The organism is Sphingobacterium thalpophilum (genome assembly GCF_038396785.1).
In the GTDB taxonomy this organism is placed as follows: Bacteria; Bacteroidota; Bacteroidia; order Sphingobacteriales; family Sphingobacteriaceae; genus Sphingobacterium; species Sphingobacterium thalpophilum_A.
Map to the genome: position 1 here is coordinate 3,311,915 of NZ_CP151087.1, position 16,017 is coordinate 3,327,931.

14 protein-coding genes are annotated in these 16,017 nt (G+C 39.8%); 1 reads left to right on the forward strand and 13 read right to left on the reverse strand.

Translation table 11 applies throughout. The features are described 5' to 3' along the window. Positions 1 to 36: 36 nt before the first annotated feature. Together istB and istA are read right to left on the reverse strand one after the other, a co-directional pair. Positions 37 to 753, reverse strand: a complete 717-nt coding sequence (istB, locus tag AACH28_RS14685; protein WP_313269545.1) for an IS21-like element helper ATPase IstB — start codon at positions 751 to 753, stop codon at positions 37 to 39. A 31-nt stretch (positions 754 to 784) separates the two neighbouring features. Then, the gene (gene istA, locus AACH28_RS14690; RefSeq protein WP_341830851.1) at positions 785 to 2,317 is read right to left on the reverse strand and encodes an IS21 family transposase; all 1,533 of its coding nucleotides are present in this window, start codon (positions 2,315 to 2,317) and stop codon (positions 785 to 787) included. Between the two features lie 147 nt (positions 2,318 to 2,464). On the opposite strand from istA, the gene AACH28_RS14695 reads away from it, so the two are divergent. Then, positions 2,465 to 4,090, forward strand: coding sequence for an ISL3 family transposase (locus tag AACH28_RS14695; protein ID WP_341833120.1), 1,626 nt, complete (start codon positions 2,465 to 2,467; stop codon positions 4,088 to 4,090). 1,029 nt (positions 4,091 to 5,119) lie between these two features. Here the strand turns inward: AACH28_RS14695 and dnaK are convergent. From dnaK to AACH28_RS14750, 11 genes are all read right to left on the reverse strand, one after another. Next, a complete protein-coding gene (gene dnaK / locus AACH28_RS14700; RefSeq protein ID WP_407073618.1) occupies positions 5,120 to 6,817 on the reverse strand; it encodes a molecular chaperone DnaK in 1,698 nt (565 codons plus the stop codon). Positions 6,818 to 7,017: 200 nt separating this feature from the next. Next, complete coding sequence (locus tag AACH28_RS14705) at positions 7,018 to 7,593, reverse strand: hypothetical protein (protein ID WP_341830852.1); 576 nt, start codon at positions 7,591 to 7,593, stop codon at positions 7,018 to 7,020. Then, positions 7,594 to 8,076, reverse strand: a complete 483-nt coding sequence (locus AACH28_RS14710) for a mechanosensitive ion channel domain-containing protein (RefSeq protein WP_341830853.1) — start codon at positions 8,074 to 8,076, stop codon at positions 7,594 to 7,596. 70 nt (positions 8,077 to 8,146) lie between these two features. After that, positions 8,147 to 9,316 (reverse strand): cation:proton antiporter, encoded by a 1,170-nt coding sequence (locus AACH28_RS14715; RefSeq protein WP_341830854.1) that lies wholly within the window; start codon positions 9,314 to 9,316, stop codon positions 8,147 to 8,149. Between the two features lie 5 nt (positions 9,317 to 9,321). Then, the gene (locus tag AACH28_RS14720; RefSeq protein ID WP_341830855.1) at positions 9,322 to 9,957 is read right to left on the reverse strand and encodes a DUF308 domain-containing protein; all 636 of its coding nucleotides are present in this window, start codon (positions 9,955 to 9,957) and stop codon (positions 9,322 to 9,324) included. Positions 9,958 to 10,174: 217 nt separating this feature from the next. Next, positions 10,175 to 10,534, reverse strand: a complete 360-nt coding sequence (locus AACH28_RS14725) for a hypothetical protein (protein ID WP_341830856.1) — start codon at positions 10,532 to 10,534, stop codon at positions 10,175 to 10,177. Then, positions 10,531 to 11,529 (reverse strand): sigma-70 family RNA polymerase sigma factor, encoded by a 999-nt coding sequence (locus tag AACH28_RS14730; protein ID WP_341830857.1) that lies wholly within the window; start codon positions 11,527 to 11,529, stop codon positions 10,531 to 10,533. Before AACH28_RS14730 ends, AACH28_RS14725 begins: the two co-directional genes overlap by 4 nt. A gap of 67 nt (positions 11,530 to 11,596) precedes the next feature. After that, a complete protein-coding gene (gene clpB, locus AACH28_RS14735) occupies positions 11,597 to 14,227 on the reverse strand; it encodes an ATP-dependent chaperone ClpB (protein ID WP_341830858.1) in 2,631 nt (876 codons plus the stop codon). A gap of 67 nt (positions 14,228 to 14,294) precedes the next feature. Next, positions 14,295 to 14,540, reverse strand: coding sequence for a thioredoxin (gene trxA, locus AACH28_RS14740; RefSeq protein WP_201639843.1), 246 nt, complete (start codon positions 14,538 to 14,540; stop codon positions 14,295 to 14,297). Positions 14,541 to 14,543: 3 nt separating this feature from the next. Next, the gene (locus AACH28_RS14745; protein WP_341830859.1) at positions 14,544 to 15,029 is read right to left on the reverse strand and encodes a hypothetical protein; all 486 of its coding nucleotides are present in this window, start codon (positions 15,027 to 15,029) and stop codon (positions 14,544 to 14,546) included. 4 nt (positions 15,030 to 15,033) lie between these two features. Further along, on the reverse strand, positions 15,034 to 16,008 hold the full coding sequence (locus AACH28_RS14750) for a DnaJ C-terminal domain-containing protein (RefSeq protein WP_341830860.1): 975 nt from the start codon (positions 16,006 to 16,008) through the stop codon (positions 15,034 to 15,036). Between the last annotated feature and the right edge of the window lie 9 nt (positions 16,009 to 16,017).

A 16,017-nucleotide genomic window follows, 5' to 3' on the forward strand; every position in this document is an offset into this window, starting at 1 on the left:
CAATGCTCTGTGAATCAATGTACCTTTCAATGGACTTTACATATCCATATTGTTGTCATAGCCTTTAAGTTCAATCCTGTGAGACACATGGACAATTCTATCTAGTATTGCATCGGCAATAGTATCCTCACCGATTATATCATACCAACTTGCCACGGGTAATTGACTTGCTATGATGGTAGCCTTTCTGCCATGTCTGTCCTCAAAGATCTCCATGAGATCCAACCGTTGCTGTTGTTCCAGTCGCACAATACCGAAGTCATCCAGGATGAGAAGGTCCGTTTTGGCTAGTCTGTCCATAAGTTTTTGTAGGCTTCCTTCCAATCTTGCCATTTTTGAACGTTGCAATAGCTTCTGCAGATTGTAATAAGCCACTCTTTTTCCCTGTGCACAAGCCTTCAATCCGAAAGCGGAGGCCATAAAAGATTTTCCACAGCCAGCTGCCCCTGTGATAATGATTGGTTCGGCTTTCTCCATATAACCCCCAGTTGCAAGATCGGTAATAAGCGAGTGGTCAATACCTCGAGTGGCATCCATATTGATTTCTTCAATAGAGGCCTGATAGCGGAATGCAGCATTCTTTTTCAACCTGTCATAGCGTTTACTCTCACGATCATCGACTTCAGACTGCAAAAGCATCTCCAGCCCTTGCTCAAAGTTCAGTGTGCCATGTTGGCGTGTTTCTTTCATCGCTCTCCAATGTTGCTCCATGCCATTCAGACGAAGCATTTTTAGGTGTTTTTCAATGTTCATTTTATATCTATTTTATCATTTAATGGTTCTGTTAACTATAATAACCTGCACCTCTGATGTTGTTATGATGAGGCATTGGCATTTCATTTTCTTGAGGTTCATTCCATCCCGCCATACCGCTGGCCAGCATATTTCCAACCGATTTAGAACTGAACATGCTGTTTTCTACAGCCATGTTGCAGGCCTTATCGAACATGGCTGCGGAGTAAGTACGTTGCAAACGAAACAGCCCATCACAGGTACGGTAGAGCTGCTCGGGATAACGTCCCTTTTGATTGAATATCGCTATGATAAGCTGCTCGAATGAATGGGATATCTCAGAAGCTTTCTTGCGATATTTTTCAGGACTAATATCCATGTATTCACGATGACTGGACTCTAGATGTTCTGGGTTGGTGGTATATGAGTTTGGACGCAGGCTACGCTGATGTACAGCTACCTGATTGCCTTGCACAAAGATGTAGACCATACGATCAGTGTATACGACCTGCGCTTTTTTCCTGCGGTAGATATGCGGTACACTATAAGAGTGACGGTCGCGGCCCAAGTAAATATGGCCGTTGTCAGCCACTTTAAGCTCGGTATAGTGCTTCAGCTCAAAGCGGCTCGCAGGAAGTTTGCCCAATAGATGCTTTTCACTACTGATAAAGCGTTCCTGACGGCAGTAACTGCGGTTTTGCATTCGTGTCTGGTTGAGCTTGTCTATGCACGAGGTGATGGCTTCATTGAGCGATTCTAGGTCAAAGAACCTACGGTTGCGTAATCGTGCGAATACCTGTGTGTAGACGATTTTGACATGGTTCTCAACAGCACTTTTGTCCCTTGGCTTTCCTGCCCGAGCAGGAACCACAACGGTATCGTAGTGATTGGCCAGATCTTCCATACTTCTGTTGATATCAGGTTCATAACGATCGCTCTTGGTTACAGCCGACTTTAGATTATCCGGTACCAGTGCCTTGGGAACTCCGCCCAGGAACCACAGGCAATCGTTCAGCGCTCCAATAAAATCAGGGATTGTTTGGCTACGCACAGCTTTTGCATAACAGTAATTGGAATAAGGAAGACAGGCGACAAATACCTCGCAATTAATAAGTTCACCTGTCTCAATATCAATATAATGCAACTTCTTGCCGGAGAAGTCGATATAGAGCTTGTCTGCAGCTTCATGTTGCATTACCATGGTTCCTGAACGGGCAGAAACACTGAGCTGTGAAAAGTGATAACAGAACTGGGAGTAACCATACCCCTGGGCATAAGATACTTTGTATTCTTCCCAAAGCAGTTTACGCGTTACGCCAACTCTTTTAAGTTCTTTCTCCAGATGCGGCAAACGCTCTTTGAGATCCTCGAACCTGGGATCACGGTAGGCCGGATTACCTGAATGCAGCAGACCTTCCAGGACCGGGTCTTCCACAGACAGAATGTCGCTCATGTTCAACTTTGCCTCACCTATCTTAAAAAGATAGGACTTTACGGTATTCTTACTTATACTGAGACTGCGGGCTATCGCTTTGATGGCATAGCCCTGCTGGTGCAGCCTGATCATCTGTTTTATCTGACTCATGGGTCTGGTTTTTCCGGCCATTGGGTAATATCATTTTCCCAAAAATAAAACCAAAATCAGGACCCCCGCAAGGGGTCAATATCCGGTTCTTCCGCACTTTTGGTGGTAATACCATCATATTTGTCTTCAATTAGCGTTCATATTTTAATGAATGCATCAAAACTTGTTTTTTCGGACGATGGTGATAACTTTAGGATTATATCAGTAGATAACCAGCAAGATGTACTGGTAGTTTATGTGCAGAGTACTACCCGAAGTGCTGTCTGCCCAAACTGCTGCATCACTTCGAAAAGAATCCACAGCTATTACACCCGCAAGATCGCAGACCTTCCTGTCTTTGGTAAAACTTCCAGAATTATTCTTCGCTCTCGTAAATTTTATTGTCATCAAGACGAATGTCCGTTCAAAATATTCACCGAGAGGTTCGAGAGTCATTTCAGGCCATATAAACGGAGGACTGAGCGTCTGGAAAGTAAGATCAGACAACTTGGGCTTCTTGCCGGAGGAAGGCCTGCTCAGCGGATTTGTACCATATTGTCGATACCCACTAGCGATACGACTATACTACGGTTGATTGAAAAAAGCGATTTTTCACCAGCAAAAGGTGTAACCGCCATTGGCGTAGACGATTGGGCTTACAAAAAAAGGAAAAGTTACGGTAGTATTTTGGTCAATCTCCACACAGGGAAAGTGATAGATCTATTACCAGACCGTGAACAGGAGACATTGCGTAAATGGCTACAGGAACGTCCAGAGATTGAAGTAATGAGCCGGGATAGATACAGTAACTATCAAAAAGCAATTACTTTGGGTGCTCCCCAATCTATCCAGGTCACCGATCGTTGGCACTTGTTGAAAAATTTAAGTGAGGCGGTACAGAAAGTTTTGATTAGGCATTACAGCAAAGCCACAGCTTTGTTGGCCAATAAGCAGTTGCGGGTTGACGATCAACAAATAGCTGAAAATCAAAGCTCACTATCTGAAAACAGAAGCTCTCCGGATTCAGCTCATGGCGGGATCCGCTTAAAGCGGTTTGAGCAACTGAAGGAATTACAGAAAAAAGGATATTCCATACGTGCCATGGCACGGCATCTGTGCATGCACAGACAAACCGTCAAAAACTATCTGGACATGGAGACCTTGCCCCGGAAATCTCAATGCAAGATTAATCCGCTTGAAAAATTCTTTACGCATATAAAAAAGCGTATGGAGGAAGAGCCGAGCATATTGATCACCACATTGTGGCAGGAGCTCAGAACCCAAGGATATAAGGGAGCCTATTCAACTTTCTCAGAAGGCTTGAAATTCTATGGGATCCGAGTGGGCAAAAAAGCTGGGTTCACTAAAGAATTACCGAATCATGGTGCAGCAACTTTTAAACCATCATCAGCGGCGATATGGTTTCTGTCAGATCAACAAAATCTGTGGGATGACCAACGGAATATCATCCGCGAATTATGCAAATCCTCCAAAGAGCTGAATAAGACTTTTATCCTAGTGCAATCCTTCCGTAAAATAATGGCTGAGAAGTCGGGCGATACAAAATTGAGGGAGTGGATCGAGAAATCAAGCACCTCGGGACTAAAAGAAATAGCATCATTCGCAAAAGGACTGCTCGCCGATTGCCCCGCTGTTGAAAATGCGCTCACCTTACCATGGAGTAATGGTCCCGTGGAAGGAAACGTGAACCGACTGAAAATGATTAAGAGGCAGATGTATGGTAGAGCGGGGTTTGACTTATTGAGGAAACGTGTATTATACGCTCCGTCTTGACCACCAAAAGTGGGGAAGAACCAATATCCTCCGGAATACTGAACTCCCAATAATATCAGAGGGGTCAGCATGCTCCAGAATAATAATCGTCAAAACAGAAATTAATCCGCAAAGGGGTCAATATGCCCCGGAATATATAGCTGTTCTGAACAAAAGAGGGGTCAGTATCTGACGGAATGCCATGCGATAACAACGATTAAACAAACACGACATACCTAAACTAACTCCGGAATCAGGGGGTCAGCATGCTCCGGTCTATGCAACTTTTTCGGTACAGTAAGCGACCAATAATTGGACTAAGCTAGGATAGCCGCAAAAATGAGGGGAGACAAACAGCAAAAAGTTATTTTTAACTTTTAAATTTCAGCAAACTGTTCCTATATCATTTTAGCTGGCTGAAATATACAAAATGCAACGAAGCACCTTAATCAATTAGAGCACTTTATAATTAAATATATGTCGAACAATTGCTCAACATTATCTCAATGAAATAGGCTTTTTATCTTTCACCCTGACAGGGGTATTTTAGCATTCCTAAAGAACGCTCAATTGAAGAGATATTGGGAAAAGATTAGAAGTGTGACGACGCCTCAATTAATCATCTGACAATAAGCACCTTACAATAAAAAACACTGATAACCCCGACACAGATGTCGGAGACATCCCCCAACCAAATTATACAATAACTTGTTTTCCAATATTTTAACCGTATTTTTATACCCTAATATTGATTTCACATGATATCCGACTTAACAACTGTCTATTTCGGCGATCCCCGGAATGGGGTCAACATCTCCCGAACATGCAGTTTCTTGGAAATTTGGAAAATTCACCGTATGTTGATATAATTAAAACTACTGAAGCAGTGATAAAAACTGATTCACCTCAATATTTTCAGACTGACGGACAGATTTTGGACAGAACCAGTGAAGTTAGTATAAGCATTATAAAAAAGGCTGTCACTATCATTGTTCCATAAAAAAAGGTTGCTCGAAAAAGCAACCTTTTTTTATACAAAGCAGATAGCCATTATTTATTATCGTCAACCTCTTCAAATTCAACATCAGTAGCTTCTTCTACATCATTTGAATTATTAGCCTGTGTTCCATTACTATTGGCCGAACTTCCGCCCGAAGCAGCTTGTTGAGCCTGATATATTTCTTGTGAAGCGCTTTGCCACGTTTTGTTTAACTCATCCATTGCTGCTTCAACGGCTGGAACATCCTGTTTGCCGTACGCTTCTTTTAAACGGCCCAATGCCCCTTCAATTGCGCTTTTGTTTCCGGCAGAAATTTTATCGCCATATTCTTTGAGCTGCTTCTCGGTCTGGAAAATAAGAGAGTCAGCCTGATTTAGTTTATCAACTTTTTCTCTGGCCTGCTTATCAGATTCGGCATTTGCCTCTGCCTCCTGTTTCATCCTTTTAATTTCTTCTTCGGTTAATCCGGATGAAGCTTCAATTCTGATTTTTTGTTCTTTACCGGAAGTTTTATCCTTAGCACTTACGCTTAATATTCCATTGGCATCAATATCGAATGTTACTTCAATTTGAGGAATTCCTCTGGGTGCAGGCGCTATTCCATCTAAATGGAAACGGCCAATTGTTTTGTTATCTTTTGCCATGGGCCGTTCCCCTTGCAAAACATGAACTTCTACTGACGGCTGATTATCAGCTGCTGTTGAAAATATTTCAGATTTTTTGGCCGGAATTGTAGTATTGGCTTCAATCAATTTGGTAAACACTCCTCCCATAGTTTCAATTCCAAGAGAAAGTGGGGTTACATCAAGCAACAACACATCGTTAACTTCACCAGTCAGTACACCTCCCTGAATTGCTGCGCCAAGTGCTACCACTTCATCAGGATTCACACCTTTTGATGGTTTTTTACCAAAGAATTTCTCAACCTCTTCCTGTATTTTTGGAATTCGGGTTGACCCACCGACTAAAATCACTTCATCTATATCAGAAGTTGAGAGCCCTGCATCTTTTAGGGCAGATTTCACGGGTTTCATAGCCCTTTTTATTAACTCGTCAGCAAGTTGTTCAAATTTTGCTCGCGTTAATTTCTTAACAAGATGCTTTGGTACACCATCAACCGGCATAATGTACGGTAAATTAATATCTGTTTCCGCAGAACTGGAAAGCTCTATCTTCGCTTTTTCAGCTGCCTCTTTTAATCGTTGAAGCGCCATTGGATCTTTTTTCAAATCCACGCCTTCATCTTTCTGAAACTCTTCAGCCAGCCAATTGATAATCACATCATCAAAATTATCTCCTCCCAAATGCACATCCCCGTTGGTTGATTTTACCTCAAATACACCATCGCCAAGTTCAAGAATGGAAATATCAAATGTACCTCCACCAAGGTCGTACACAGCAACTTTCACATCTTTGTTTTTCTTATCAAGGCCATAGGCCAGTGCAGCAGCAGTAGGCTCATTGATAATTCTTTTTACCTCAAGCCCTGCTATTTGTCCAGCTTCCTTTGTTGCCTGACGTTCAGCATCGTTAAAATAGGCCGGTACAGTAATTACCGCTTCTTTAACTTCCTGTCCCAGATAATCTTCGGCGGTTGATTTCATTTTTTGCAAAATAATAGCCGATATTTCCTGAGGGGTATATGTCTTCTTGCCAATTTTAATTCTTACGGTTTCATTATCACCTGAAACCACTTCGTAAGAAATGTTTTTTAATTCTTCCCCCACATCGCCATATTTTTTACCCATAAAACGCTTTATTGAGCTTATTCCATAACAGCTACACAGGAGTTGGTTGTTCCTAAGTCAATACCTATAATTTTTCCCATATCTTGTAATATTTTATTTGTTAATACCCAGTTTTATCACTGAATTTATAATCAACTTATGTGATAAACCAATAATGATGGCATTATGACATTTTTTTGACGGCTTAGGGGCTGACAATATCAATTATCCGAAAAATCCATTAGTTCATTTGTTTTAAGAATAAGTTTTTCAAAGGATTGAACATCCATATCTTGCTTTGCCTTATTATCTAAAATATCGTTTCTTATTTCAACCGAAACCATTGACATTTCATCTAACAAATCATCCAGGTCTTTTTCAGAAATCTTTTCATATTTCGCCAGCTTAACAAACCGGATAACAAACTTATTGAACGCAACCAAAACATTTTCACCAGCAATAAAAATCATTCGTTGGCTTAAAAGCCTTAATTCTATTATATCCTCGTGGGTAATCTTTTCTTTACGCACAATATCTTCCAATTGCTTTATAAGTTCCTGGTAAATGGTCGTTTTTAAAGTTAAAAAACGAATACGTACCTCTTTGTTAAGCTCATTTTCGGTTTGTTTCCCCAGCAACGACCAGGTTGTTAGGGAAGTTATTGTGAAACCTATAATGGCTGCAAATATCTCGTATGTAAAAGGATCTGACTTTTCACTATTTAAAACCATACGCAAAATCAAATACCCAAAAAAGAGTATAATTGCTATTATTATCAGTTTTTTAAATGTGTTCATTTAATTTGGTTGTGTTTTTTCCGCATTAATACCCTTCACGGTTTTTAGAAAGAAAGTATTATTTGGTACGTTAAAGATTCCATCATCATCTTCTAATTCAGTAAACATCAGATTTATATTTACTACTGTCGCTTGTACTTCAGGGTCATACAGCTTTATTTTCGAACCTATTTTGAAAGGGTTCATTATAAAAATAAATATTCCTGAAATAATATTGCTTAAAATACTCCATACAGCAAACAACCCAATTGCTACAACAGAGAGAAAACCACCAAGATATACCCAAACATTATTTGGGTTTCCCCCCCAAATGATAAGCGTTAAAAAAATCAAAGCAATCCAAAAAGCTATAGCAATCGTTTTTCTTACCAGAAATAGACGATGCGGGTCATATGAATAAAGTGCAGAAAGCTTAATAAGTCGTTTTTTACTTAACGCTTTCAGAAGGAATACAACTATCACCAAAATAATGGTTAATGCCATCTTTATGAAATTTGAGTTCATGGAATTGAAAAAGTCTGGGTTTAAATGGAATCCATTTACATCAGATAATTTAGTTATGAGATAATTTAGGGAGCTTATAAATGAAATTTTGTATTATCTCTATCCAAACAGAAGTTATCATCATGGTAACAGTTATTACAGCTAAGGTCATTTGATAACTATAATCGCCTATTACCCCCATGGAAGCAGCCGCACTAACAAGAACAAAACTAAATTCGCCAATCTGAGATAACAAAGCTCCGGCATATATACTATCATGCCATGTACTGCCCATGCCTTTAAATATCATGGCATTTATTAAACTATTAATAACCATAACTGCAAGGGTGATTAACAATATAACACCAATGTTTTGGTATGCGAAGTGTAGGTTAAGTTGCAAACCAACTGCTAAAAAGAAAAAGGCTAAAAAGAAAACACGAAAAGGGACCAGGGCATGGTCTAACCATTGGGTGGACTTATCCTGTCCGACCAATATACCTGCCAAAAGCGCCCCCAAAGCAGCCGATAACCCAAACCAATGACTTACCTGTGCCATTCCAAAACACAAAACAAAACCCAAAAATACTTGCAAGTCGTGGTCTCGTATCAAATCATGCCTGAATGGAATTTTTATTAGTTTTTTGCGAATGGCGACATGCATAAAAATCAATATGGCCAGACCGCCAAATACTGTTCTTGCTAACTCAATGGTCTCCAATTTACCTTTGGCCATAAAGTTTAAGGTAAGCATCATTGGTACGATGAGTATATCTTGCATGATTAATACTCCGGATGTTAACAGCCCTATTTTACTTTTAATTTGCCCAGTGTTTGATAAATATTGAAAAATAATGGCAGAACTACTTAAACTGATGACAAAACTCAAAAGTATAATTACCTGCCAGGACCAATTTAAAATTTGACCTGTTATAACCATGAAAGCAAAACTGAGTAGCAACTGCGATAATGTACCCAGTAATGGTTTTTTAAAACTTTTAGAAAAGTCGGGCAGGTTAATTTCTGCTCCGATAAAAAACATGAGTAATATTACACCAAGTTCTCCAATTTCGTTAATCGTTGATGAATTTGAAATAACCCCGAACACCTCAGGCCCCAGAATGATTCCCGCTATGATATAGGCAATAAAATAAGGTTGTTTCGCCCTTTTTAATAAAAGTGCTAAAAATAATATCGTAAGCGATACTATAAACAGTCCGTTTAACAATCCATGATTCATTTCAACTAAAAGTTAAAGTTACCAAAGTTTTGTTTTTGCACCATTTTCTGATGTTTTTTTAATTTAAAACCCAAAAAGAAATAAGTCATTGCCGATAGAAACGCATTAATTCCAAGCAACCAACCCGAAGCCAACAATACATCTTCAGGTTGGGTTATAAACATCCAGAGGATGATAGCTCCCAATATAACTGAGAATAATCCGCTAAATATCATCCACAATTCTCCTTTGATTTCTTTGCGAAGCCGAAGGGCTGTTATTATTTCTGATATGCCAACGAATATTGACCAAAAACTAATGCTGGCCCATAAAAAGCTGGCAATTACAACAGTGGCAATAAGTGGAGAAACAATAACAGCAATACCTGCCAGTATACTAATAATAGCGCTAAAAATAAGCCATCCCCACCGCTTTCCCTTTCTGATTTTCCGAACCGATACAATAATGCCAAAAATACCATCAGCTAAGGCAAATGCACCAAAAACAATTGCCAGGGCAAGTATGGCTGTAACCGGCATAATAAAAGCCAATACCGAGAATATTAGCGCAAGGAAGCCTTTAATGATGAAAGCCCACCAGTTTGAGGAAATACTTTCTATTCCCTTTTGTTCGTCTTGAACTTCATTACTAATTGTTGTCATTTTTATTGTTTTTTAATTTAAAAGTTTGAAACTATTTATTCCCTCGAATATATTTTTAATTAGACATCTGTTTTTTAAACACTTAAAATCGTCAAAATTGACTTTAGCACTTCTATTTCCGTGGAACCCTCTTGTTTATTGCCTTTGGCGAGCTCGCAAGCTCGGTTCATGTCCTTGTTGTGGACGGCAGTGCATAAGGGTTTCATTAAGAAATAAATCAGACCATTTTTTTTAACAACTCCCATTGAAAACGGCCAACTAAAGGATTGTCTGGGTTGCCATTAATCATGGTTAGGAAATACGCCGTTTTAGACATTTGCCAGTCAATCTTTAAGGTATGCGAACCGCTGTTAGAAACGTACCTTTTGCCGAAGTGCTGCTCAAGCGGAAACCCTAAATTCCTGCAAATAGCCATTGCCCGTTTAATAGCCATCCCCAACTCCTTATCTGATTCGAAAAAATGCTCCATGGATGCAGCATTGAAGTGCATTTCCAATTGTTCTATGGCTTCAATAAAAGCCCCAATATGCAATGGCACATTTTGGTTGTACGGAACTATTGTTTCTATCTTTTTCATACATTTTTATTTTTTAGTTTTGATACAATACTGAATGAGATATCATCAATGATATTTTCGACAGCTTCAATTTGCATACGCATCGACTTTGCAATCTCATTAGCAGTCATTTCTTGTAGCCAGAACAGTTCAAAAGCCCGTTTAGCATTTTCATCAACATTAGCCAAAACCTCGTTTACAACGGGTTCTATTTCAATATCGGCAGGGAGTTCAATTAGCGCATCGTTGTTGAGAATCTCATTGCCTAATTTTGTGTTCTCGTAAGAAATATCATCCAAATCTTCCTGCATGATAAGTTCTCCGTCTGCATCAGCGGTAAATTTTTCTTCCATGCTTAAAAGTTCTTCTTCAGCCAGCTTATTGAACGAAATATGTGCGTTTTTTGTGTAATGCTTTTCCATAAAACTTTCCAAAGTTTCGCGGGCAATTTGAAAACTCCATGGGGAGAACTCTTTGTCATTTTTAGGTCTTTCTTCAAATCTTTCATAAAGAGCAAGGTATATCTCATCCACCAAATCATCAATTGTAAACCCGCTGGGAACTTTTGTTTTGCTATACGAAAGATACCTGGCTACAAACCCGCGGATAGCAGGCAAAAGTTGTTTTATAAGGAAGTTAAAGTGTTCTTTATCCTCTTCGTTTCTTAGCTTATTAAGTTGGGATAAATGCTTGCTTGCTATGTTAAGTCTTGTTTTTTTTTGTGAAGCTATAAATTGCCTTAAAAACCTGGATTTAAGCCGGGTCATTATTTGTTCAGCTAAGATCGCCGGTTCAGTGCCTTCAGCTTCTACAAAAACCTGGTTAGCTCCTTGTTTTAAATAAAAAGTTGCTTTTATCCCCTTATTGGTTTCTGTTAAATAAGCATCCAGTTTATTGGAATTAAGAAGAACATCCATGCGGTCAAACCATTTATTATGATTTTTTATGACCTCTTCAAACTGACTTGCCAAGTTGCTATCTGTCAATAAATGTTTGTTATGAATTGTTGTTTTCATCTTATTTCATTTTAAGGTTCAACAAAATATTTGCCTGCATTACACAAAATGGTTAAATCAGATTATACTAAGCTTCAAAACTTAGTTTTTCGTTTTCATTTTCGGGCTCCCTGAATACAATTTTATTATCAATAGCATCAATCACAATATGTGAATCGGGGTTTACCGTGTCCTCGAGCATGGCAACCGATAGTTCATCCAGGATTTTGCGCTGTATCAGCCTTTTTAAAGGCCGGGCCCCAAATTGTGCATCAAAACCTTCTTTTTGCAGGTAGTCTAAGCAGTTATCTGTTACATAAAAAGTTATATTTTGCTTTGATAATACCTGTTGCAGGTGTGCCAATTGAATTCTTATAATTCCTTCCAAATCGTTTTTTGACAGCGGACGGAACATAATAACTTCATCAATACGGTTTAAAAACTCCGGTCTGATACTTGTTTTAAGCAATTCAAATAATTGCTTCCTTGTTCTATCAATAATATCTTCGGTATTTTTTTCTGTAATTTCGGAAAAGTTATCCCTAATAATATCAGAACCTAAATTGGAAGTCATGATAATAATTGTATTTTTAAAATTGGCAATACGCCCTTTATTATCAGTTAGTCTTCCATCTTCCAATACCTGTAACAATATATTGAATGTATCAGGATGTGCTTTTTCTATTTCATCAAGTAAAACCACAGAGTAGGGTTTTCGTCTTACCGCTTCTGTTAATTGTCCGCCTTCGTCGTAACCAACGTAGCCCGGAGGCGCTCCAACCAGCCTTGAAACAGCATGTCGCTCTTGGTACTCACTCATGTCAATGCGAGTCATTAGTTTCTCATCATCGAACAAGTACTCTGCCAGGGCTTTGGCAAGTTCGGTTTTTCCAACCCCGGTTGTTCCGAGAAACAAAAACGAGCCAATGGGGCGGTTTTCATCGGACAGCCCGGTACGGCTTCTTCGTATAGCTGCCGCCACTGCATGTATTGCTTCATCCTGGCCTACGACCCGTCTATGCAGTTCTTCCTCAATATGAAGTAGTTTTTGTTTTTCGCTTTGCAGCATCTTGCTTACCGGGATGCCTGTCCATCGGGATATTACCTCGGCAATATCTTCAGCGGTTACCTCTTCTCGTACCAACCTTTTACCATCCCTTTCATATTCCTGAAGTTTTGCAACCGCCTGTTTTAATAGCTCTTCTCTTTTAGGAAGTTCTCCATACCTGATTTCTGCTACCTTACCTAAATCTCCTTCACGCTCAGCTTTTTCTGCTTTATACTTAAGGTCTTCGATAGCCTGTTTAATGTTTTGTATATTTGTAACTACCGATTTTTCATCTTCCCACAGGGCCATTAGTTGCTTGCGTTCGTCTTGAAGGTCGGCAAGTTGCATGGAAATGAGTTCTACCCTTTCTTTATCTTTTTCGCGTTTAAATGCTTCCCGTTCTATTTCCAGTTGTTGAATTTTGCGGTCGAGTATGTCAATTTCTTCGGGTTTAGATTTCATCTCTAATCGTAGGTGAGCAGCGGCCTCGTCAATCAGGTCAATAGCTTTGTCGGGCAAATAGCGGTCGGAAATGTACCGAATGGAAAGTTGCACTGCTGCCACAATAGCCTCATCCTTAATCCGTATTTTGTGATAATTTTCATACCGTTCCTTTATACCCCTTAAAATTGAAACAGCATCTTCTTCGGTAGGTTCGTCAATAAACACTTTCTGAAACCTTCTTTCCAATGCTTTATCTTTTTCAAAGTATTTTTGAAATTCATTGAGGGTAGTTGCACCAATAGCCCTTAATTCTCCGCGTGCTAATGCTGGCTTAAGGATGTTGGCTGCATCCATAGCACTTTCACCTCCGCCACCGGCACCTACCAAGGTATGTATTTCATCTATAAAAAGAATAATCTGCCCATCTGATTCGGTAACTTCTTTTACTACCGTTTTCAACCGTTCTTCAAATTCTCCTTTATATTTTGCTCCGGCTATAAGGGCTCCCATGTCGAGCGAATATATCTCTTTGGAAAGCAGGTCTTCGGGTACATCTTCATTAACTATCCGAAAAGCTATCCCTTCAGCTATAGCTGTTTTACCAACTCCTGGTTCACCTACCAAAATGGGGTTGTTTTTACTTCTACGGGCAAGAATTTGCAGCACCCTTCGTATTTCATCATCCCTGCCAATAACAGGGTCGAGTTTACCGCTCTGTGCGCGTTCGTTCAGGTTTATGGCGTATTTTGATAATGAATTGTAAGTATCTTCAGCACTATGACTGGTTACACGCCCTCCTTTTCGTAACTCTTTTATGGCAGAAGTTAACTCTTTTTCGTTCAGCCCACTGTCTTTCAATAAACTGGCAACAGGGTCGTTTACTTTCATCAGTCCTATAATGATATGTTCCAACGATACATAATCATCTTTCATACTTTTTGCAGCACTTTGGGCTTTTGTTAATGCCTCGTTGGCCGTGTGGCTAAGGTACTGTTGCCCTCCGCTTACTTTAGCATACCCGGTTACAATACCGTCAAGAGCTGCAGTTACATGCTGATGATTTATTGACAGCTTTTTAAAAATAAAGGGGAGTACATTTTCATCTACCTCCATAATACCTTTAAGTATGTGTCCACATTCTATAGCCTGATGCTCATTTTCCATTGCAAGTTGCTGTGCCCGTTGAATGGCTTCCTGCGATTTTATAGTAAACTTGTCTAGTTGCATATATTTTAGGTTTTTATAAATTTTGATTTATTAAATTAATTAATTGCGGTTTAGAGGCCACGCCGGATTACCTCCAGATAATTTGCCCGTTTTTAAATAGAATTAACGTTGGCACGCCTTGCACGCGATATTGTTGTGCTATTGCCGTATTCTTATCAACATCAATCTTTATAATCCGTGCTTTGCCTTTGATTTCAGCAGACACTTCTTTAAGAATAGGAGCCTGCATCTTGCAAGGGCCACACCAGTCGGCATAAAAGTCCACTAAAACCTGTTGTTCACTTTTAATAATTTCGTTAAAAATCCCTTTCATATCTCATTGTTTTAAGTTTTTACCAAGTATCTGTTTTATTTCTTCATGGTTTATAACCTCCTGCTCCAACAAAATATTCGCCATTTTATCCAATAAGTCATGTTTTTCGGAAAGAAGCTTTTTTGCATCTTCGTAACATTGATTTATTATTTGACTTACTTCCATATCAATCTGCATCTCCACATGTTCCGACCTTCGTTCCAACCCTGATGCCTGTTCCAGGAAGCCGGGGTTTGATTTATTAACCAATGAAATGTTCGGTAACTTTTCGCTCATGCCGTAAACAACAATCATGTTCCTGGCCAGTTGTGCTATCCGCTCAAGGTCATTGGATGCGCCTGTTGAAACTTCTTTAAAAATCAATTCCTCTACGGCCCGGCCTCCAAGTAAGCCCTTTATTTTACCAAGCAACTCTGATTTTGACATCAGATAGCGGTCTTCAAGCGGCATCTGTAAAGTATATCCGAGTGCACCTATTCCCCTGGGCACAATACTAACTTTCTCGATTTATTTTCTGAATACTGTCGCTCAATTTCATAACCAGTTCTTTTTGTTCCGGGGTCAACTTATCCGGTAGCTTCACCTGAATTTTAACATATAAGTCACCATACGAAGATTTACCATATACAGGCATACCCTTTCCTTTAAGCCTGAACTGTTTGCCGTTTTGAGTACCTTCAGGAATTTTCATGTTTATTCTGCCTGACAGGGTTTGGATTTCCATTTTGCCACCAAGTAGTGCTGTAAACAAATCCACAGGCATGTTCATATGCAAGTCGTTCCCTTTGCGCTCATAAACCGGGTGAGGGGACACGTTGATGGTGATGTACAGGTTGCCTGCCTTTCCTCCCCGGCCTTTCTCTCCTTTTCCCTTTGCGCGGAGTTTTAATCCGGAGTAAGCTCCAGGTTTTATTTTCAGCTTAATCTTTTCACCCCCCAGGTCAATAATGCGTTCGGTACCTGTGTAGGCTTCCTCTAATGAAATAGTTATTTCTCCTGCCAGGTCGTTACCGGGTATATCTGCATCGAACCCGGAAAACCCGCCGGTTCCAGAGAATCCTTTCCCCTGTCTGGTTCCTCTTCCAAAGAGAGACTCAAAAAAGTCGGAAAAACCACTGCTACCATCTCCAAAAAACTCAGAAGGCTCGCCTTCAAACTCATAATAATATTGCCCATCGGGTGCACCCTGTGAATATCCTGCTCTTCCACCAGCGGTTGATGGGTCATAGCCAGCATCCCGGTATTGCTTCCAATTGGAGCCCAGTTGGTCGTATAGTTTTCTTTTTTCCGGGTCACTCAATACTTCATTAGCCTCACCAATTTCCTTAAATTTTTCTTCTGCCTCCTTGTTTCCGGGATTTTTGTCCGGATGGTATTTTACCGCCAGTTTGCGATATGCCTTCTTTATTTCATCCTGAGGGGCTTTCTTATCAACACCCAGTATTTTATAGTAATCTTTGTATTCCATATTCTTAAA